We start from the raw sequence: 17,587 nt of genomic DNA on the forward strand, positions 1-17,587 counted from the left end.
TATCGACCCCGCCCCTCCGCTTTCGGTGCGGGGTAATCAATTACTGCCATAACCGTCAATTCCGAAGAGGGATCAAGAACCGAGCCGCGCGGCATGCGCGGGATTGCGAGCCGCCCAGTCGGCACGATGCCGTTCGGCCGAGCCGCGCGCGCGGGCCAGGGCACCGGCGGAGACGTCTTCACCCGCCCACTGCTCGACCGTATGCCGCATTCCGGCCACGAACCGTTCGCCCAGGGGGGTCAGCAGACCCGACCCGGCCAGCACCCCAACGGCTTCGGTCGTCTGCTCGCGCCATCGTGCGAACTGCGCCTCGGCCAGGTGCGCCGCCTTACCCTGCGCGGTGTGCCTGCGCACGCGCCAGAAGTCCGTGACCGCGATATGGGCGTACGTGCCCTGAAGCAGGCCGTCCAGCGGTCGCGGATCGGGGCGCCACGGCGCGTAGAAGAGTCGTCCGCCGTCGACGGGCCGATGCAGATCGAAGCTGTCCAGGACCGCCCCCAGCTTCACGTGCTGGAACTCGTGGACGATCAACAGCGCGAGCAGTTCGGGGGTTTCGGGCCGGGCTGCCCCGATCGCCCCGAAGGCGTCCCGGGAAGCCGCGCTGACATCACTGCCCCCCGGTGCGTGCAGCGGCGTGACGACTCGGAGACCGGCCGACACTCCCGGGGCGTAGCCGGGGAGTTCGTCCTGGATCAGCACCCACGCCTGGGCCAGGTCCTGCGCCCACAGCTTGGCCTCGCCCGCGGAGAGCCGCCCGGCGACCGGCCACTGATGGCGGTCGCGCAGGGGGTCGGTGTCCTCCAGCGCCACGGACCAACCGGGGGGTTCGACCACCCGCACCGGCTGCCAGTGCGGGGTGAGGCCGTCCACCCCTTCCTCGCGGTCGATCCGCACGTGGCGGCCCGCCGCCCGTACCGAGAACCCTTCGGCGTCCGCGGACACTTCGGCGAGTGCGGCGTCCCGGGGCAGGGTCACGGCACCCAGACCGGGCAGGCGGAGCAGCCCTTCCCTCACGGGGACGGCGACGGTGTCGCCGCGCCCGGCCCGCAGTGCGGCGGCGGCGGCGATCTCGGCCAGACCGGCAGCGGCGGACCACTGCGACCCGCCTTCGAGCACGCGCAGAGCCCAGGGCCGCATGTACGGGTGCGCCAGCACCGCGTCCAGTGCCTCGGGCGCTCCGGTGTCGAGGTCGATCAGCAACTCCCACGCCTGCATGGCGGTGCGATCACCGCGCGGGGCACGTTCGCCCACCGCGGCCAGCAGTTCGTGGTTGATCTCGGCCTGCGCAGCCACGAGCCGGTTCACGGTCGCGGCGCTGCCGAAGCCCGAGGCCAGTTCGTCGAGTCCGGCCGCGTCGAGCGGCTCCGTGCCGCTCCCCACCGGTGTCGCCGCCTCCCGGTCACGAATGTTCGTGATCATTTCCATCAGATCGGGACAGAAGACCGAAGGGTTGAGGAAGCCGCTTCCGGTCCGGTAGCGGTGCGCGTAGAGGCCGCCGCCGCAGGAGTTGACCACCGGACAGGCGCGGCACTCGTCACTGAGCTGCTCCAGCCCCTGCTGCCGGGCGAGCATGCCGGGGTGGGCGAGCACCTCGTCCAGGGTGTGGTCGACGAGGTTCATACCGGTGGCGGGAGCGGAGTCGTAGGCCGTCTTGAGACTGTCGGCCTGTTCGAACGTGCCGTCCGTCTCGATGACCACGAGGTCCGCCGGCGCCAGCCCCAAGGACTCGGTGAGGCTGCTCTCACCGCGCAGCGTCCGCAGCACGGAGTCGAAGATCCGCACCGGCACCGGCCTGCCTGCGGCGCTCCATCGCCGGTAGATCACATCGAGCCAGTCCGCATAGGGCGTCAGCGAGCCGTGCGGGCGGGGCGGGGGAACGTCCCAGGTCGCGTGCGGGAGGAGGAAGTCGATGCGCGGCGGGTCGAGGGCCACGAGGGCGTCGTACACGGCGACCGGATCGTTCTCGACATCGATGGTGCAGAGCAGCCCGGCGAAGAGTCTGCGGTAGCCCGGGCGGTTGAGCAGGGAGACGGCGCGCAGGACCTGGGGGTGACTGGTGCGTCCGTCCGCATAGCGGCGATGCCGGTCGTTGGAGGCCCTGTCTCCGTCGAGCGACACCCCGACCTTGATGCCGAGTTCGGCGAAGAGCTCGCAGAACTCCTCGTTGAGCAGGACGCCGTTGGTGTGAATGCGCAGATCCAGCGCGCTGATCCCGTCGAGCGCGCGGGTGAGCTCCTCGGCCGCGCACCGGATCCTCTCCGGCCCCGCAAGCAGTGGCTCCCCACCGTGCAGCACCACGTGGACCACGGGAAGACCATGTGCCAGGGCGTGTTCGGCAATGCGATCCGCCGCCCTGGCCAGGGTCTGCTTCGTCACGGCCCGGGGCCGGCCACGCCAGCTCGTGTCCGCGTGCTCGTACACATAGCAGTGATCGCAGGCGAGATCACAGCGGCTGTGCATCTTCAGCACGAATTGGCTCAAAGAAGGGGGTGGCCGGTCCATGACGGGTATCTGTTCGGCTACTCAGACGGACGACTGAAAGGCTGCGATCACCAACGGACTCGCCCCGGCGTCGGTCGACATGAGCCGACTGATCGATGCGGGCAGGGCCCCGCCGCCCTGGACAGCGGCTCGCTGAGCGAGCGGCACCCGGGGCACGGCCTGGCTGCGGGGAGAGATCCCCGGCCGGACGGCCGCCGAGACGAGTGTAGTTTTCATTTAAGGCCCTTCATGTTGAGGACGTTCATGATCGCCGCTAACCCGGCACGGACAGGGACGCGAGTCCCTGACTTTCCCTATAAATAGGACATAACTCCAGGAATGGCCACTTGGCACGCGGGGCGCCGCGCACCACAAACGCACAGGTCCGCCCCGCGGTTCCGGCCACACCCCCGCACGCCCCCCATCTGGTCTAAGGCATGACCCGCCGACCCCGGACGGGGCCGGGACCGGGGCACACCGGGCCCAGACTCCCGCAGAGCGGGGGCCGGTACCAGGAGATGCACAAAACGCATCGCGGTCCGAGACACGATTCGGTCAGACCCCGAGGCCTTCGACGACGACCGCGCCCGGCAGCGCCGCCAACGCCTTGCCCGGCATGATCAACTTGCCCCGGCGGGTGCCGCTGCCGATCAGGACCCATTCCTCGTCCACCACCGCAGAGTCGATCAACAGCGGCCAGTCGTCCGGGAGTCCGACGGGCGTGATGCCGCCGTACTCCATTCCCGTCTCACCGACCGCCGTGTCCATCGGAGCGAACGAGGCCTTGCGGGCACCGAGGTGCTTGCGGACAGCACCGTTCACATCGACGCGCGAGTGGGACAGGACGAGGCAGGCGGCAAGGGTGACCTCTCCGCCGCGCTTGCCCGCCACCACGACGCAGTTGGCGGACCGGCGCAGCAGTTCGGCCCCGTGATGCGCGACGAAGGCCGCCGTGTCGGCGATCTCCGGATCCGTGTCGACGTGGATGACCTGCTCGGCGGGGACGCCGCCCCAGCCCTCCCGGACCGCTCGGGCGACCGGGGCCGTGAGCAGTTCGAGACGGTCGGCGGCAGGACGGGCATCCTCGAAGGAGCCGATGGGGGCGCGCATGCGCGCAACGCTAACAGCCCCTAATCCTTTGCTGGTTGGGCGTCTCACCTGACGGGCGGGATCGAGACGGCCATGGTGACGGTGACGTGCTCGGAGCCCTCGTTGCGGTAGGCGTGCGGGTGGTGCGCCTCGAAAGTGGCGGAGGTGCCGGCGGGCACGGCGTACCGGGCGCCGTCGACGACCAGGGTGAGGGTGCCCGCGGTGACATGGAGGAGCTCGACGGTGCCTTCGGGGTGCGGGTCGGAGGCGCTGCCCTCGCCGGGCATCAGCGTCCAGGACCAGAGCTCCAGTGGGCCCCGCGCCTCCGTTCCGACCAGCAGGGTGGTGGAACTGCCCGCCTCGGTGGACCACATGCGGACGGCCTGACTCTCGGGGACCAGGCGAACCGGTGCGCCCTGTTCGTAGTCGAGCAGCGTCGTGATGCTGACCCCGAGGGCGTCGGCGAGCTTGACCGTGGTGCCGACGCTGGGGTTGGTGCGGGCCTGCTCGATCTGGATGATCATTCCGCGGCTGACCCCGGCGCGGGTGGCCAGTGCGTCCAGGGTGAAGCCCCGCTCACCGCGCCAGCGCTTGAGATTCCGGGCGAGGGACTGGGTCAGCTGGTCGAGGTCAGTCACGTTCCGTCCAATATTCTGGATAAGAGTCTAAGATATTGCACTACCGTGTGGTGACCCACCCGTTCATCGCACTGTACTGCGAGGCCCGCTCATGACAGCACTGTTCGCCCTGGCCACCAGCCTGCTCTGGGGGCTTGCCGACTTCGGCGGCGGGGTGCTGACCCGGCGTGCGCCCGCCCTCACCGTGGTCGTCGTCTCGCAGGTGGTCGCCGCAGCGGTGCTCGGCGTGATCGTGATCGCGACCGGGGGCTGGAGCGAGGCCGGCGGGCAGCTCTGGTTCGCCGTCGCGGCAGGTGCGGTCGGGCCGGTTGCGATGCTGAGCTTCTACAAGGCCCTGGCGCTCGGCCCGATGGGCGTGGTGTCGCCGCTCGGGTCGCTGGGGGTCGCCGTGCCCGTGAGCATCGGACTGGCCGTCGGCGAACGTCCGGGGCTGCTGCAGTGCGCGGGGGTGGCCGTCGCCGTGGCCGGCATCGTGATGGCGGGCGGGCCGCAGCTGCGCGGGGCACCGGTCCAGCGGCAGGCCGTCCTGCTGACCCTCGTGGCGGCGTTCGGCTTCGGGGCCGTGATGGCCCTCATCGCCGAGGCGTCCACCACGGTGACCGGACTGTTCCTCGCGCTCTTCGTCCAGCGGATCACCAATGTGGCGGTGGGCGGCACGGCGCTGTACGTCTCCGTGCGGCGCGGGGCCCGCGCCCTGCCCGAGGAGGGTGGCGCCTCGGTGGTGCTCGCCGCGTTGCCGGCGCTGACCTTCGTGGGGCTCGCGGACGTCGCGGCCAACGGCACCTACTCGGTCGCCGCCCAGCACGGACCGGTGACTGTCGCGGCCGTGCTGGCCTCGCTCTATCCGGTGGTCACGGCCCTGGCTGCGCGCGGGCTCCTCGGGGAACGGCTGCGCGGGGTGCAGGCAGCGGGAGCCGGGCTGGCGCTGCTGGGCACGGTGCTGCTCGCGACGGGATGACGGCCGCCGGTTCTCGCCCTGGTCCGACGCGACGGTGCGGGCATCAGCCCTCGTCGAGCTCCGCCACGGCCAGCAGCTGTTCCGGGGTCACGCCTGCCGGGATCGGTACCGGTGCCGGTGTCCGCAGAGGCGGCTGCCACCCCTTTTCGGGGTCCCAGCTCCGTACGACACGGGCCGGGGCCCCGGCGACCACCGCGTGGTCGGGCACCTCGCCGCGTACCACCGCGCCCGCGGCCACCACCACGTTGCGGCCGAGCCTGGCGCCCGGAAGGATCACCGCTCCCGTGCCGATCCAGCAGCCCGGGCCGATGGACACCGGCTCCATCCGTGGCCACTGCTTGCCGACCGGCTGCTGCGGGTCGTCGTAGCTGTGGTTGGTCGACGTGATGTAGACGTACGGCCCGCAGTACGTGTCCGAGCCGATCGTCACCGTGGTGTCGGCGACGACGTGGCTGCCGCGGCCCAGCACCACTCCGTCGCCGAGCTTCAGGACGGTGTCGGATCCGAGGTCCAGATCGGGCATGAGCCCCGCCGTCAGGGTGACCTGCTCACCGATGATGCAGTGGGCGCCCAGTTCGATCCACGGTTCGCCGAACACCGTGCCCTGCGGGAAGGCCAGCCGGGTGCCCTCTCCGATCCGGCGGAACCGCAGGCCGCCGGGGTGCGCCGCCGTGACCGCGCCCGTCTCCCGCACCCAGCGCCAGCAGCGGTGGACCGCTCCGGACAGGGCGCGCCGCCGCCAGGCGGTCAGGGAGGAGAACGTGTTTCTGTTCTTCGGCACTCGCACACGGTATAGGCCGGCCCGCGGGCGGTCCCCGCGCCGGCCTGTGATCTTCACCCCACCCGCCCGCGAAGCGGCCGACGCGTCGCATACCGTTTGCCGGGCGGGGCCGTCCGGCGGAGACCGGAGAACCCCACCCCACGGCACCGGAGCACGGGAGGACGCGCGATGGCAGAGCAGGCGTTGATCACGGCCATGGGCGGCAGGGCGCCGGTCATCGACGCGGATGCCTTCACCGCACCGACGTCCGTCGCGATCGGTGAGATCACGATGGCCGCGGGCTCCAGCCTCTGGTACCACGCGGTGCTGCGGGCCGACTGCGGCCCGATCGTCATCGGCGCCGGCTCCAACATCCAGGACAACTGCAGCGTCCACGTCGACCCCGGTTTCCCCGTCACGGTGGGCGAGCGCGTCTCGGTCGGGCACAACGCCGTACTGCACGGCTGCACCATCGAGGACGACGTCCTGGTCGGCATGGGTGCCACCGTGCTCAACGGCGCGCACATCGGTGCCGGTTCGCTGATCGCCGCCCAGGCCCTCGTTCCGCAGGGGTTGCGCGTGCCCCCGGGCTCGCTGGTCGCGGGCGTGCCGGCCAAGGTCAAGCGGCAGCTGACCGAGGAGGAGCTCGAAGGCATCAGGTTCAACGCGGTCGGTTACGTGGAACTGGCCAAGGCGCACCGTCAGGCGTACGAGGACTGAGCGCCGGAGCGGAGGCCGGGGCCCGGCCTCCGCTCGGCCGGCCACCCGGTCGTCGTCAGTCGGCGACCGGGACCGTCTCGGGTTCGGCCGCGGTCCCGGTGGACTGTGCGGCCGCCTTCTTGGCCCGGTTCTTGAGGATCAGCATCGAGGCGAGTCCGATCAGGACCGCGATCGCCAGCCCCAGGTACGAGAACCGCTTGAGCCAGGCCTCGGCGACCACGCCCACCGAGTAGATGACGGCCGTGGTGCCGCCGGCCCAGGCGATGCCGCCGAACACGTTGGCGATCAGGAACTTCCAGTACGGCATGTGCAGAACGCCCGCGAGCGGTCCGGCGAAGATGCGCAGCAGTGCGACGAAACGGCCGAAGAAGACCGCCCACATGCCCCACTTCTGGAACGAGCGCTCCGCCATGGCGATCTGGCTCTCGCCGAAGTGCCGGGGGAACTTCCCCCCGAGCCAGGCGAGCAGCGGCCGTCCGCCCTTGCGGCCGATGGCGTAGCCGATGGAGTCGCCGATCACCGCCCCGGCCGTGGCGCAGGCGCCCAGGATCCACGGATTGATGCCGTCGTGTCCCGCGGCCAGCAGTGCCGCGCTGATCAGCACGATCTCGCCGGGCAGCGGAATGCCCAGGCTCTCCAGCCCGATGACCACGCCCACCAGGACGTACACGCTGATCGCGGGGACGGTCTCCAGCCACTCCTGGATGTGCAACGCCGGTTCCTCCGTAGTGATGTCCTCATCGCCCGCCGGACAACTCCTCGGCGCACGGCGGAAGCCTACCGGTCGGCCCTCTCCGACCCGAAAGAGCGAAGGCCGGCCCGCCCCCGCATGCCCGGACGGGCCGCCCCGCCCCCATCCGGGCGCGGGGCGGCCCGTTTGGAGCATCCGGAGTCAGACGTGGGGGCGCAGTGTCCAGAGCACGGTCATCTCACCGGTCACGGCACCGTCGGCGCGCCGGATCTCGATGTCCACCGGGAACTCGGGGCGCTCCCCCGCGTCGAGTTCGGCGACGACGTCGGCGACGGGACGGCCGAGTGCGGCGGTCGCGGTGACCTCACCCATGGCCAGCTTCCTGTAGGCGATCCGGGCGTCCACGGCGAGCGGGACGGCCCGCGTCAGCTGGTCACCGAACGCGGCCATGACCACGGCCCCGCTCGCCGACTCCGCCAGCGTGAACATGGCGCCGGCATGCGGTCCGCCGACGTGGTTGTGGAAGTCGGCCTGGTCCGGCATGCGGACCACGGCGCGCTCGGCGGTCGACTCCAGGAATTCGAGGTTGAGGGTCCGGACCATCGGGACCGAGGCGGCCACCATGTCGCCCGCGGTCATCTGTTCAGCGTTCATGAACCAGAGGTTACTCACGAGTAGAGATGTTTGGCCACGCCACCGCGGCCGGGCCCCGCGCGCGCCCGCCGCATCCTTCACCGTCCGCTCACGGGGGCGGCCGTAGCCGCCCGGGCAGGGCCCCTCTATCGTTACTCGCCATGTGGCCAGGACAGCAGCCGCCCGGGGGCGAGCAAAACCCGCAGGACCAGAACCAGAACCCGTACCAGCAGCCGGGGTACCAGCAGCCGAACCCCTATCAGCAGCCGGGGTACCAGCAGCCTGGTCCCGAGCAGCAGCCGGGATACGGCTACCCGCAGCAGGGCGGGCCCGGGTACGGCTACCCGCAGCAGGGCCAGCCCGGACACCAGCAGCCCAATCCGTACCAGCAGCCGACCGTCCCGCAGTACGCGGTGTCCGGTCCGCCCGGCGGTCCCCAGCCGGGGAACGACAAGAAGAGGACGACCGTCGTCGCCATCGTCGCGGCGACCGCGGTCGTCGTGGCCGCGGCGGTCACCGGTGTCGTCGTGCTGAACAAGGACGACGACGAGAACGGCAAGAACGTCGCCGACGACAAGAAGTCGTCGGCGCCCGTCAAGCCCTCCGACAGCGCCTCCTCGCCCGAGGCGAACCCGCGCGGCACCGACGGCGACGCCAAGCCGCTGATCGCGGGCTGGAAGGTCGTGACCAACCCCAAGTGGGGCACACAGTTCGACGTGCCCGGCGACTGGGAGGTCGGGTCCCCCGGCACGTTCTCGTACTTCGAGGACGACGCGAAGGGTGACGGCTCGCCGCTCATCGGCTTCTCCGCTCCTGCGGACCTCAAGCAGAAGTGGTGCGTCGACGACGCCGACAAGGACGGCACCAAGGAGAACTACAGCCTCGCCGGCACCGGCACCCGCGGCGCCGAAGGCGCCACGGACGCCGCTCTGAACGCCAGGAACGAGGCGGGCACCTGGGCGTGGGGCGCGTACGCCCAGCACATGCCGAAGAAGACCATCAAGATCAGCAAGGCCAAGCAGTACACCACCAAGTCGGGCCTCACGGGCAGCCTGGTCACCGCCACCGCCCCGAACGTCACCAAGAAGAAGAAGTGTGACAGCGACGGCAAGACCATCGCCTTCACCTTCAAGAACAGCAGCGGCGCCTTCTCCTCCTGGGTGCTGTACGCCGCGGCCGGCGTCGAGGGCGAACTGCCGGACTCGACGGTCCAGAAGATCCTCAGCACGGTACGGCTGGTGAAGATCACCGAGTCCTGACCGGCGGGAATGCATTTGGCACAACGGGGCCACTGCCGCGATAGTCCCTGAGTGACTCACGCAGCCGACCCCGCACCCTCCTCGGACCGCCCCACCCCGGCGGGCCGCAACTACCGGCTGCTGACCGCCGCCGCGATCATCACGGGCCTGGGCACCCATGGCGCGCTGATCGCGGCGGCGTTCGCGGTTCTGCAGTCGGGCGGGGACGGCGGGGACGTCGGCCTGGTGGCCGCCGCCAGGACCGCGCCGCTCGTGCTCTTCCTGCTGATCGGCGGGGCGATAGCCGACCGGCTGCCGCGCCATCGCGTGATGGTCGCGGCCAACGCTCTGAACTGTGTCTCCCAGGCGGCCTTCGCCTGGCTGGTCCTGGCCGGGGAGCCGCAGCTCTGGCAGATGATGCTGCTGACCGCCCTGTGCGGCACCGGGCAGGCGTTCTTCAGCCCCGCGGCCGAGGGCATGCTGATGTCCAGCGTCAGCGGCGAACAGGCCAGCCGAGCCTTCGCCCTCTTCAGGATGTCCATGCAGGGCGCCGCCATCGGCGGCGCGGCGCTCGGCGGCGCCATGATCGCCGCGATGGACCCGGGCTGGGTGCTGGCCGTCGACGCCGCCGCCTTCGCCCTGGCGGGCGGACTGCGCGCCTTCCTGGACGTCAGTCACATCCCCTCCCGCCAACCGGGCGGCGGTCTGCTCGCCGATCTGCGGGACGGCTGGCAGGAGTTCATCGGGCGCACCTGGCTCTGGGCCGTCGTGGCGCAGTTCTCCGTCGTCGTCGCCGCCGTCGGGGCCGCGGAGGCCGTCTACGGGCCGCTGGTCGCCCAGGACGAGCTCGGAGGCGCCCGCCCGTGGGGTTTCGCGCTCGCCGCGTTCGGTGCCGGCACCGTGGCCGGGGGGCTGTTGATGGTGCGGTGGAAGCCGAGACGGCTGCTGCTCGCCGGAACGCTCTGCGTCTTCCCGCTGGCCCTGCCCTCGGCCGGCCTCGCGGTCCCCCTGCCGGTGGAGGGGCTCTGCCTGGTCATGTTCGTCAGCGGGGCGGCCATCGAGGTGTTCGGCGTCTCCTGGATGACGGCCATGCACCAGGAGATCCCGGAGGAGAAGCTGTCCCGGGTCGCGGCGTACGACTGGTTCGGCTCGGTCGCCATGGTGCCGGTCGCCACCGCGCTCGCGGGCCCCGTGGAGTCGATGGTCGGCCGCAGTCAGGCGCTGTGGGGCTGTGCGGGGCTGGTCGTCCTGGTCACCGCCGCGGTGCTGTTCGTGCCGGACGTGCGCAATCTGACCCGGCGGACCACGTCCACCGAGGTGCTGGCCAAGGTCCCGCCGGCGTCAGCCGATGCTGAAGGCGCCGTCGGGCGGCTCGGGTGAGGCGACCGCCTCCTCGTCGCCCACCGGCCGGGCACCCTTGAGGAGCACGGCAACCGCCTTGCCGTACTCGACCCGGGCCGGGAACGCGTCGGCGGCGCAGCGCCGGGTCAGGGCAGCCGTGTCGAAGGGGGACCGCGACGCGACGAGGACCACGTTCCCGAAGCGCCTCCCGCGCAGCACGGCGGGCTCGGCGATCAGTGCCAGCTCCCCGAAGACGGTCGCGAAGGTGGCCAGTTGCGAACGCAGGAATCCGAAGGGCGCCCCGTCCGCCAGGTTGGCCGCGTAGACACCGTCGGCGCGCAGAGCCCGTGCCGCGGCCTGGGCGTAGGGCACGGACGTCAGGTGGGCCGGCACCCGTGAGCCGCCGAAGACATCCGCGATCACCAGGTCCACCGAGCCGGGAGCGGTCTCCTCCAGCCGCCTCCGGGCATCCGCGGCGTGCACCGTGATCCCGCTGTCGTCCGGCAGTGGGAGATGTCCGGTGACGAGGTCCAGCAGGGCGCGGTCCGCCTCGGCTACCTCCTGCCGGGAGCCCGGGCGGGTGGCGGCGACGTAGCGGGGCAGGGTGAGGGCACCGCCGCCGAGGTGCAGGACGTCCAGCGGGGCGCCCGGACCGGCCGCGCAGTCCACGACATGGCCGAGCCGTCGCGCGTACTCGAACTCGAGGTGCTCCGGCGCGTCCAGGTCGACGTACGACTGGGGTGAGTCGTCGACCGTGAGCAGCCAGGCCCGCTCCCGGTCCACGTCGGGGAGCAGCCTGGCAGTGCCGTGGTCCACATCGCGCACGACGGGTATCGACTCGTTCACGCCACCATTGTGCGGCGTGCAGCCGGCCGGTCCCGACCGCGGTCCGCCCCCCGCGGGTGCGGGAGGCGGACCCTGGACCGTCGTACGTGTCAGAGCACCCCGGTGACCGTGCCCGCGCCGACGGTGCGGCCGCCTTCACGGATGGCGAAGCCCAGACCGGACTCCAACGGCACGTCGCGGCCCAGCTCGACGGTCATGGTGACCGTCTCGCCGGGGCGCGCCACGGCCGTCGTACCGAGGTCCACGTCGCCGACGACGTCGGCGGTGCGGATGTAGAACTGCGGCCGGTATCCGGTGGCGACCGGGGTGGTGCGGCCTCCCTCGCGCCCCGACAGGACGTAGACCTGCGCCGTGAAGCGCCGGCTCGGGGTGACGCTGCCGGGCGCGGCCACGACGTGGCCGCGTCGCACCCTGTCGCGCTCGACACCACGCAGGAGCAGCGCGACGTTGTCACCGGCCTCCGCGGACTCCATCGGCTTGCCGAAGGTCTCCAGACCGGTCACGACCGTCTCGATGTCCGCACCGAGCACGGACACCCGGTCGCCGACGCGCACGGTGCCGCGCTCCACGGCGCCGGTGACGACCGTGCCCCGGCCCGTGATGGTCAGGACGTTCTCCACGGACAGGAGGAACGGCGCGTCGGTGTAGCGCACCGGCATCGGTACGTACGTGTCGACGGCGTCGAGCAACGCCTCGACAGCCCCGGTCCAGCGTGGGTCACCCTCCAGCGCCCGCAGGCCCGACACCCGCACGACGGGCACGGTGTCGCCGCCGTACCCGTGCGCGGACAGCAGCTCGCGCACCTCCAGCTCGACCAGGTCGGTCAGCTCGGGGTCACCCGCGTCCGCCTTGTTCAGGGCGACGACGATGTGGTCGACACCCACCTGCCGGGCGAGCAGCACGTGCTCCGCGGTCTGCGGCATGATCCCGTCCAGCGCGGAGACGACGAGGATCGCCCCGTCGAGCTGGGCGGCACCGGTGACCATGTTCTTGATGTAGTCGGCGTGTCCGGGCATGTCGACGTGCGCGTAGTGACGGGTGCCGGTCTCGTACTCGACGTGCGAGATGTTGATGGTGATGCCGCGCTGCGCCTCCTCGGGCGCCCGGTCGATGCGGTCGAACGGGACGAACGTGCCGGTGCCCCGATCGCTGAGGACCTTGGTGATGGCGGCGGTCAGGGTGGTCTTGCCGTGGTCGACGTGGCCCATGGTGCCGATGTTGAGGTGCGGCTTGGTGCGCACGTATGCCGTCTTGGGCATGGTTCGTTCCTTGGATCGCGAAGCTGGAGAGGGGACCCCGGGGCCCGGCCGACCCTCCCCTTGCGGGGTCCGCCGGACAGTCGGGGGAGGGTCAGCTTCGGGCGCCGCCGAGGGGCGCTGCGGCAGCGGTGAACGCTGCTGCGACAACTGCTGCGAGGGGGCTCACGGCAGCCTTCGGCGTGTCCGCGACTGCGGACTGCGCTGCGAGGAAGGCGTACCGGAACATGGCTCGATCATGTCCGACGGCCGTCGGTCCGTCGAACGAATTTCTGCGGGCGGTAAGGGGATTGGGCGCGGCCTCGCCTCAGAGGTGTCTGGTGGCCTCGCGCACGGACAGCGGTGCCAGCCTGTCCCGGGCGTCGTCGACGAAGTCCCGTACGGCCGCCGGGTCCGTCTTGGCGTACTCCCGCAGGCACCAGCCGATCGCCTTGCGGACGAAGAAGTCGGGGTGGTCCGCGCGGCGCAGGCAGTACGCGAAGAGCCGGTGCGCGTCGGTGGCCTCCTTGAACCGGAGCTGGTGCAGCAGCGCGGTGCGGACGATCCAGAGGTCGTCGTCCTCGATCCACTCGTCCATGGTCCGCCGCAGCTCCGGGTCGGCGGCCACCAGCGGTCCCGCGACGTGGGCGGCCAGGGTGTCGACGGTGTCCCACCAGGGCACGGTGGTGACCAGATGACGCAGGACCGGAACGAATCCTGACGAGCAGCGCGCGATGTGGCGGCGCAGGTAGTCGGCGGCGAAGTAGTGGTACTCCCGCTCGGGCAGGGCCCAGCAGCGCAGCGCGACCGCCGTGCAGTCGCTCTCCCGGGGGCGTGCGGTGCCTTCGAGGACGATGCGGGACAGCGCCCGGCGCCGGGGCGTGGGAATGCCGAGGAACGGTGCGACGTGCTTCATGTACGCGGCGGCCGACCGGGCACGTACGGGGTCGGCCGCTGTGGGGTACAGCACGGTCAGCCGCTCCAGCACCGTGCCGGCGAGAACGCTGCGCGGCAGGCCGGCGGATGTTTCGGCGCCCTCCCGAGCCGGTTCGGCTCCATGGCTCATGGCGCTCACATTACGGCGATCAGCTACGCGTTTCGGTTACTCTCCCCGAATGCTCCCCGTCTCCGTCACCCGGCCCGCCGGTGGCCTCGCCGTGCGCTGCACACGGGTGTTGCTGTCGCCCTGGTCCCGGTTCGCCCTGCTCGTGGCGGTGCTGCTGGCCGCCTCCTCGACGATGCTGCTCCTGGAACCGCAGCGGCTCCTCGCCTCGGGCCGGCCCGCCCAGCTGAGCGACGGGGCCGCCGCGGCGGTCCTCTTCGGCCTCGCGTACGGCGTCTGCACGGTGGCCTTCGTACCGAGACCGCTGCTCAATCTCGCCGCCGGTGCGCTGTTCGGCTCTCAGGCGGGACTCGCGGCGGCCCTTGCGGGCACGGTGCTGGGCGCGGGCATCTCGTTCATGCTCGGCCGAGTGCTGGGCCAGGACGCGCTGCGCACGCTGTTGCGCGGACGCTGGATGCGGGCGGCGGACGGCCAGCTGAGCCGGCACGGTTTCCGCTCGATGCTGGCGCTGCGGCTGTTTCCCGGGGTGCCGTTCGCCGCAGCCAATTACTGCGCGGCCGTCTCGCGCATGGGGTACCCGCCGTTCCTCGTCGCGACCGGCCTCGGGTCGATCCCGAACACGGCCGCGTACGTCGTGGCGGGGAGCTCGGCCACCTCTCCGACCTCGCCGGCCTTCCTGGCCGCGATGGGCTTCATCGTGCTGACGGGTGCCGGAGGGGCCGTGGTCGCCTGGCGCAGGCGCCACCGGCTCGGCGCGGAGTGATGCGACGGGCTGCGCGGGGGTAGTCGTCCATCTGTTCATCCGGGGGCGATACGCTGCCCGCGACCGACCGACGATCTCCGGGCCCGGTGCGGCCCTGTCATCGCACGACCGCAATCCGCACGCCGCCGACGGCTCGACGCCGTGGGCCGATGCATGATCACTCCGGGATGGCCCAAGCCCCATGAGCTGGTTCGAATCGTTCGTCCTCGGCCTCGTTCAAGGACTGACCGAGTTCCTGCCGATCTCCTCCAGCGCGCATCTGCGGCTCACCGCGGCATTCGCCGGCTGGCACGATCCTGGCGCGGCCTTCACCGCGATCACCCAGATCGGCACGGAGGCGGCAGTCCTCATCTACTTCCGCAAGGACATCGTCCGCATCGTCTCGGCCTGGTTCAGGTCGCTGACGGACCGTTCGATGCGGGGCGATCACGACGCGCAGATGGGCTGGCTGGTCATCGTCGGCTCGATTCCCATCGGCGTGCTCGGAGTGACGTTCAAGGACCAGATCGAGGGCCCGTTCCGCGATCTGCGGCTGATCGCCACCACCCTGATCGTGATGGGCATCGTCCTCGGCATCGCCGACCGGCTGGCCGCGCGCGACGAGGCCGGCGGCAAGCACCGGGCCGTCAAGGAGCGCAAGTCGCTCAAGGAACTCGGTGTCAAGGACGGCCTGATCTTCGGCTTCTGCCAGGCCATGGCTCTCATCCCGGGTGTCTCCCGGTCGGGAGCGACGATCAGCGGTGGTCTGCTGATGGGGTACACCCGTGAAGCGGCGGCACGTTACTCGTTCCTGCTCGCCATCCCGGCCGTGCTCGCCTCCGGTGTCTTCGAGCTGAAGGACGCGGGCGAGGGGCATGTCTCCTGGGGCCCGACGATCTTCGCGACGTTCATCGCGTTCGGCGTGGGGTACGTGGTCATCGCCTGGTTCATGAAGTTCATCACGACCAAGAGCTTCATGCCGTTCGTGATCTACCGGATCATTCTGGGCATCGTGCTGTTCATCCTGGTGGGTGCCGGGTCCCTGAGCCCGCATGCGGGTGAGTCCGCCGGCTGACCCGCCTCGTGCGCCGGCCGTCAGTGACGGCTGCGCAGAGCCGCATCCAGATCGCGAAGCAGTTCCCCGACGCGCCCTCCACCAGGAGGCGCGGCGGGGTAGCGCGTGAGCACGTCGACGACGGCAGGTGCCGCGCGGCGGCGAGCCCGCTCGATGTGATCAGCGCCGACATCCCGGAGACCGCCCGCCAGAAGCTCGGCCGCTCTCGCCGCGTGGGCCGCTGCCCCCAGGATGTGCTTCACCTGGTGCGCGTCGGCCAGCGGGTGCAGATACGCAGCGGATGCCGCGCACATCGCCGCTCGCGCCGCATCGCCCGCGATCGCACTCTCCGCGTCCCGGGCCGCCCTGTGCGCTGCCCACCCGGTATCTCGCAGTGCCTTCCCGCGCTCGCCCCCGCGGGCGAACCTCCACGCGGCATCGATCGCCTCGCGGGGCCGCGGGTCGGCCGGGTGCGCGCTCTCGAAGAGTTCCAGGACTTCCTGCGCGCTCTCGGCGGAGTATCCGGTGACCTCACGAAGGTCCTGCTTGCTCAGAGTCATCCCGCTGGGTTCGTCGGCCACGGGGTGCATCCTCGTCCAGCACACCGGCATGCCGCCACTGAGTACCTGGCATCGGGCCGGTTCGGTGCACGGCCCGCGAGGCGGTTCACCGGCTCGCGCCCACCGGCGTGGGGAGGAGTACCGCCGTGCCCTCGCCCGGCGCCCGCACCCGAACCGGATGCGGGCGCGCCCGGCTGGGGCCACGCTGGATGTATGGCTACTCCCCCGATCGTGATCCACCGACCGACACCCTCAGGCGCCCGGCTCGTGACCGTGCACATCGCCGGCCGCGAGGAGAGACTCGGGCTCGCGCACAGCGATCACGACGTCATCGTGTTCCTCGCCGACGCAGGCATGGCGGACCCGGCACGGGCCCTCGACACCCCGTCCCTCGTCGAGTGGCAGGGTGCCGCCGCCCACGACTTCGCAGCGGCCTGAGCGCGCCGGGCCGGACGGCCGCGGTTCCCTGCCGCCTGTCTCCCCCGCCCCCACCGAAGTGGGTACGGGGGCAGCGCGGGCCCCTCGATGCGGGTGGGGTCACTCGGTCTCGACGAAGGGCGGAAGATCGGGTTCGACGAACAGCCCCTGGTAGCGCGGTGTCGGCACGGCCTCGACACGGCCCGGGGCCTCGGACGCCGAGCCCGCCGCGCTCTCGTCCGAGCGCCGCTGAACCTGGCGGGGCGGGGTATCAGCCATCGGGTCTCCTGTTACTTCGCAGTTGCTTGTGAGGGCCCCGGGACGCCGTCCGGTCCTCGGAACACGGCGGCGACGGGGTGTGGCACCGTCCCGGCCCCACACCCACCAGGGCACCGGTATCCGACGAGGCCTGCTGAGACTATCCGTTGTCCCGGGCGCCCTTGTCGGCACCGTCGCCCGGTCCGCTCGACTTTCGCCTGCACAGCCGCGTCAGCGGCCGTCGCGGTCCTCCTGCCACTGGGCGTACGGGACGCGGGAGATCTCCCGTACACCCCCGAAGGTGCCCCACTCGTCCTTTCCCAGCCGGGTCAGCGGGTTCAGCGCGGTGACTTCCGGATGCCCGTCCGCCATGACGTCCTCGTCGACCGCGGCATGCACCACCCGGCCGAACACGACGGTGGAGTCACCGAGCAGGACCGTGCTGTGCAGCTCGCACTCCAGCGCGACCGGCGACCCCGCCACACGCGGCGGCTTCACCCGGAGGCTGGGCTCCGGCTCGACGCCCACGGCCTCGAACTCGCTGATGCCGCGCGGAAAGTCGGTCGCCGTGGCGTTGATCTGCTCGAAGAGGTGTTCCGGGGCGAAGTTCACCACGAAGGCACCCGTCGCCTCGATGTTGCGCAGTGTGTCCTTGCGCCCGACCGAGGTGAACTGCACGACGGGCGGGCTGACGCAGGCGATCGTGAAGAAGGAGTGGGGGGCCAGATTGGCCGTCTCGCCGTCCGGGGTGACGGTGGAGACCCACGCGATGGGCCGGGGGACGACCACGGCGGTGAGCAGCCGGTAGAACGTGCCCGTGTCGGTGGCCCCGGGATCGAAGTCGATACGCATGACGCCGAGTA

19 protein-coding genes are annotated in these 17,587 nt (G+C 71.3%); 7 read left to right on the plus strand and 12 right to left on the minus strand.

Annotation, left to right across the window (positions count from 1 at the left end):
- Positions 1-72: 72 nt before the first annotated feature.
- The 3 genes from ABZ434_RS12710 to ABZ434_RS12720 all read right to left on the minus strand — a co-directional run bounded on the left by ABZ434_RS12710 (position 73) and on the right by ABZ434_RS12720 (position 4,208).
- On the minus strand, positions 73-2,502 hold the full coding sequence (locus ABZ434_RS12710) for an FxsB family cyclophane-forming radical SAM/SPASM peptide maturase (RefSeq protein WP_359134765.1): 2,430 nt from the start codon (positions 2,500-2,502) through the stop codon (positions 73-75).
- Positions 2,503-3,036: 534 nt separating this feature from the next.
- A complete protein-coding gene (locus tag ABZ434_RS12715) occupies positions 3,037-3,591 on the minus strand; it encodes a YbaK/EbsC family protein (RefSeq protein WP_359134767.1) in 555 nt (184 codons plus the stop codon).
- Between the two features lie 44 nt (positions 3,592-3,635).
- Positions 3,636-4,208 (minus strand): XRE family transcriptional regulator, encoded by a 573-nt coding sequence (locus ABZ434_RS12720; protein WP_359134769.1) that lies wholly within the window; start codon positions 4,206-4,208, stop codon positions 3,636-3,638.
- Positions 4,209-4,299: 91 nt separating this feature from the next.
- Here ABZ434_RS12720 and ABZ434_RS12725 point away from each other — a divergent pair, with 91 nt between their 5' ends.
- On the plus strand, positions 4,300-5,166 hold the full coding sequence (locus ABZ434_RS12725) for an EamA family transporter (RefSeq protein WP_359134771.1): 867 nt from the start codon (positions 4,300-4,302) through the stop codon (positions 5,164-5,166).
- Positions 5,167-5,209: 43 nt separating this feature from the next.
- Here ABZ434_RS12725 and ABZ434_RS12730 read toward each other — a convergent pair whose 3' ends face one another.
- Positions 5,210-5,947, minus strand: a complete 738-nt coding sequence (locus tag ABZ434_RS12730; protein ID WP_359134773.1) for an acyltransferase — start codon at positions 5,945-5,947, stop codon at positions 5,210-5,212.
- A gap of 168 nt (positions 5,948-6,115) precedes the next feature.
- On the opposite strand from ABZ434_RS12730, the gene ABZ434_RS12735 reads away from it, so the two are divergent.
- On the plus strand, positions 6,116-6,646 hold the full coding sequence (locus ABZ434_RS12735) for a gamma carbonic anhydrase family protein (RefSeq protein WP_359134775.1): 531 nt from the start codon (positions 6,116-6,118) through the stop codon (positions 6,644-6,646).
- A 55-nt stretch (positions 6,647-6,701) separates the two neighbouring features.
- Here ABZ434_RS12735 and ABZ434_RS12740 read toward each other — a convergent pair whose 3' ends face one another.
- Together ABZ434_RS12740 and ABZ434_RS12745 are read right to left on the minus strand one after the other, a co-directional pair.
- Positions 6,702-7,358, minus strand: coding sequence for a DedA family protein (locus tag ABZ434_RS12740; protein ID WP_359134777.1), 657 nt, complete (start codon positions 7,356-7,358; stop codon positions 6,702-6,704).
- 180 nt (positions 7,359-7,538) lie between these two features.
- The gene (locus ABZ434_RS12745) at positions 7,539-7,976 is read right to left on the minus strand and encodes a DUF4442 domain-containing protein (RefSeq protein WP_359134933.1); all 438 of its coding nucleotides are present in this window, start codon (positions 7,974-7,976) and stop codon (positions 7,539-7,541) included.
- Between the two features lie 155 nt (positions 7,977-8,131).
- Between ABZ434_RS12745 and ABZ434_RS12750 the strand changes: the two genes are divergently transcribed.
- Together ABZ434_RS12750 and ABZ434_RS12755 are read left to right on the plus strand one after the other, a co-directional pair.
- Positions 8,132-9,229 carry a hypothetical protein gene (locus tag ABZ434_RS12750; protein ID WP_359134779.1) on the plus strand — a complete coding sequence of 366 codons (1,098 nt, stop codon included), beginning with the start codon at positions 8,132-8,134 and terminating at the stop codon, positions 9,227-9,229.
- A 51-nt stretch (positions 9,230-9,280) separates the two neighbouring features.
- Complete coding sequence (locus ABZ434_RS12755) at positions 9,281-10,588, plus strand: MFS transporter (RefSeq protein WP_359134781.1); 1,308 nt, start codon at positions 9,281-9,283, stop codon at positions 10,586-10,588.
- Here ABZ434_RS12755 and ABZ434_RS12760 read toward each other — a convergent pair.
- The 3 genes from ABZ434_RS12760 to ABZ434_RS12770 form a co-directional block, all read right to left on the minus strand.
- Complete coding sequence (locus tag ABZ434_RS12760) at positions 10,550-11,395, minus strand: fused MFS/spermidine synthase (protein ID WP_359134783.1); 846 nt, start codon at positions 11,393-11,395, stop codon at positions 10,550-10,552. The two genes, ABZ434_RS12755 and ABZ434_RS12760, sit on opposite strands and share 39 nt — an antisense overlap.
- A gap of 89 nt (positions 11,396-11,484) precedes the next feature.
- Entirely contained in the window at positions 11,485-12,654 is a 1,170-nt protein-coding gene (gene tuf / locus ABZ434_RS12765) for an elongation factor Tu (RefSeq protein ID WP_359134785.1), read from the minus strand.
- Between the two features lie 304 nt (positions 12,655-12,958).
- A complete protein-coding gene (locus tag ABZ434_RS12770) occupies positions 12,959-13,696 on the minus strand; it encodes a DNA alkylation repair protein (RefSeq protein WP_359134787.1) in 738 nt (245 codons plus the stop codon).
- Between the two features lie 49 nt (positions 13,697-13,745).
- Here ABZ434_RS12770 and ABZ434_RS12775 point away from each other — a divergent pair, with 49 nt between their 5' ends.
- Both ABZ434_RS12775 and ABZ434_RS12780 read left to right on the plus strand, forming a co-directional pair.
- Positions 13,746-14,456 carry a TVP38/TMEM64 family protein gene (locus ABZ434_RS12775; RefSeq protein WP_359134789.1) on the plus strand — a complete coding sequence of 237 codons (711 nt, stop codon included), beginning with the start codon at positions 13,746-13,748 and terminating at the stop codon, positions 14,454-14,456.
- A 181-nt stretch (positions 14,457-14,637) separates the two neighbouring features.
- Positions 14,638-15,510 carry an undecaprenyl-diphosphate phosphatase gene (locus ABZ434_RS12780; protein WP_359134791.1) on the plus strand — a complete coding sequence of 291 codons (873 nt, stop codon included), beginning with the start codon at positions 14,638-14,640 and terminating at the stop codon, positions 15,508-15,510.
- A 20-nt stretch (positions 15,511-15,530) separates the two neighbouring features.
- Here the strand turns inward: ABZ434_RS12780 and ABZ434_RS12785 are convergent, their stop codons facing one another.
- Positions 15,531-16,070 (minus strand): putative immunity protein, encoded by a 540-nt coding sequence (locus ABZ434_RS12785; protein WP_359134793.1) that lies wholly within the window; start codon positions 16,068-16,070, stop codon positions 15,531-15,533.
- 192 nt (positions 16,071-16,262) lie between these two features.
- On the opposite strand from ABZ434_RS12785, the gene ABZ434_RS12790 reads away from it, so the two are divergent.
- Positions 16,263-16,487 carry a hypothetical protein gene (locus ABZ434_RS12790; RefSeq protein WP_136326307.1) on the plus strand — a complete coding sequence of 75 codons (225 nt, stop codon included), beginning with the start codon at positions 16,263-16,265 and terminating at the stop codon, positions 16,485-16,487.
- Between the two features lie 99 nt (positions 16,488-16,586).
- Here the strand turns inward: ABZ434_RS12790 and ABZ434_RS12795 are convergent, their stop codons facing one another.
- Complete coding sequence (locus tag ABZ434_RS12795; RefSeq protein ID WP_326734887.1) at positions 16,587-16,745, minus strand: hypothetical protein; 159 nt, start codon at positions 16,743-16,745, stop codon at positions 16,587-16,589.
- A 210-nt stretch (positions 16,746-16,955) separates the two neighbouring features.
- Positions 16,956-17,576 carry a flavin reductase family protein gene (locus ABZ434_RS12800; protein ID WP_359134795.1) on the minus strand — a complete coding sequence of 207 codons (621 nt, stop codon included), beginning with the start codon at positions 17,574-17,576 and terminating at the stop codon, positions 16,956-16,958.
- Between the last annotated feature and the right edge of the window lie 11 nt (positions 17,577-17,587).

It is taken from the genome of Streptomyces sp. NPDC005761, from assembly GCF_040630635.1.
GTDB lineage: Bacteria > Actinomycetota > Actinomycetes > Streptomycetales > Streptomycetaceae > Streptomyces.

What these genes read in the sequence shown, in the direction of transcription:
- ABZ434_RS12710 (WP_359134765.1), bottom strand. Translation starts at nt 2,502, where the DNA reads ATGGACCGGCCACCCCCTTCTTTGAGCCAATTCGTGCTGAAGATGCAC.
- ABZ434_RS12715 (WP_359134767.1), bottom strand. Translation starts at nt 3,591, where the DNA reads ATGCGCGCCCCCATCGGCTCCTTCGAGGATGCCCGTCCTGCCGCCGAC.
- ABZ434_RS12725 (WP_359134771.1), top strand. Translation starts at nt 4,300, where the DNA reads ATGACAGCACTGTTCGCCCTGGCCACCAGCCTGCTCTGGGGGCTTGCC.
- ABZ434_RS12735 (WP_359134775.1), top strand. Translation starts at nt 6,116, where the DNA reads ATGGCAGAGCAGGCGTTGATCACGGCCATGGGCGGCAGGGCGCCGGTC.
- ABZ434_RS12745 (WP_359134933.1), bottom strand. Translation starts at nt 7,976, where the DNA reads ATGACCGCGGGCGACATGGTGGCCGCCTCGGTCCCGATGGTCCGGACC.
- ABZ434_RS12750 (WP_359134779.1), top strand. Translation starts at nt 8,132, where the DNA reads ATGTGGCCAGGACAGCAGCCGCCCGGGGGCGAGCAAAACCCGCAGGAC.
- tuf (WP_359134785.1), bottom strand. Translation starts at nt 12,654, where the DNA reads ATGCCCAAGACGGCATACGTGCGCACCAAGCCGCACCTCAACATCGGC.
- ABZ434_RS12770 (WP_359134787.1), bottom strand. Translation starts at nt 13,696, where the DNA reads ATGAGCCATGGAGCCGAACCGGCTCGGGAGGGCGCCGAAACATCCGCC.
- ABZ434_RS12775 (WP_359134789.1), top strand. Translation starts at nt 13,746, where the DNA reads ATGCTCCCCGTCTCCGTCACCCGGCCCGCCGGTGGCCTCGCCGTGCGC.
- ABZ434_RS12780 (WP_359134791.1), top strand. Translation starts at nt 14,638, where the DNA reads ATGAGCTGGTTCGAATCGTTCGTCCTCGGCCTCGTTCAAGGACTGACC.
- ABZ434_RS12790 (WP_136326307.1), top strand. Translation starts at nt 16,263, where the DNA reads ATGGCTACTCCCCCGATCGTGATCCACCGACCGACACCCTCAGGCGCC.
- ABZ434_RS12795 (WP_326734887.1), bottom strand. Translation starts at nt 16,745, where the DNA reads ATGGCTGATACCCCGCCCCGCCAGGTTCAGCGGCGCTCGGACGAGAGC.
- ABZ434_RS12800 (WP_359134795.1), bottom strand. Translation starts at nt 17,576, where the DNA reads ATGCGTATCGACTTCGATCCCGGGGCCACCGACACGGGCACGTTCTAC.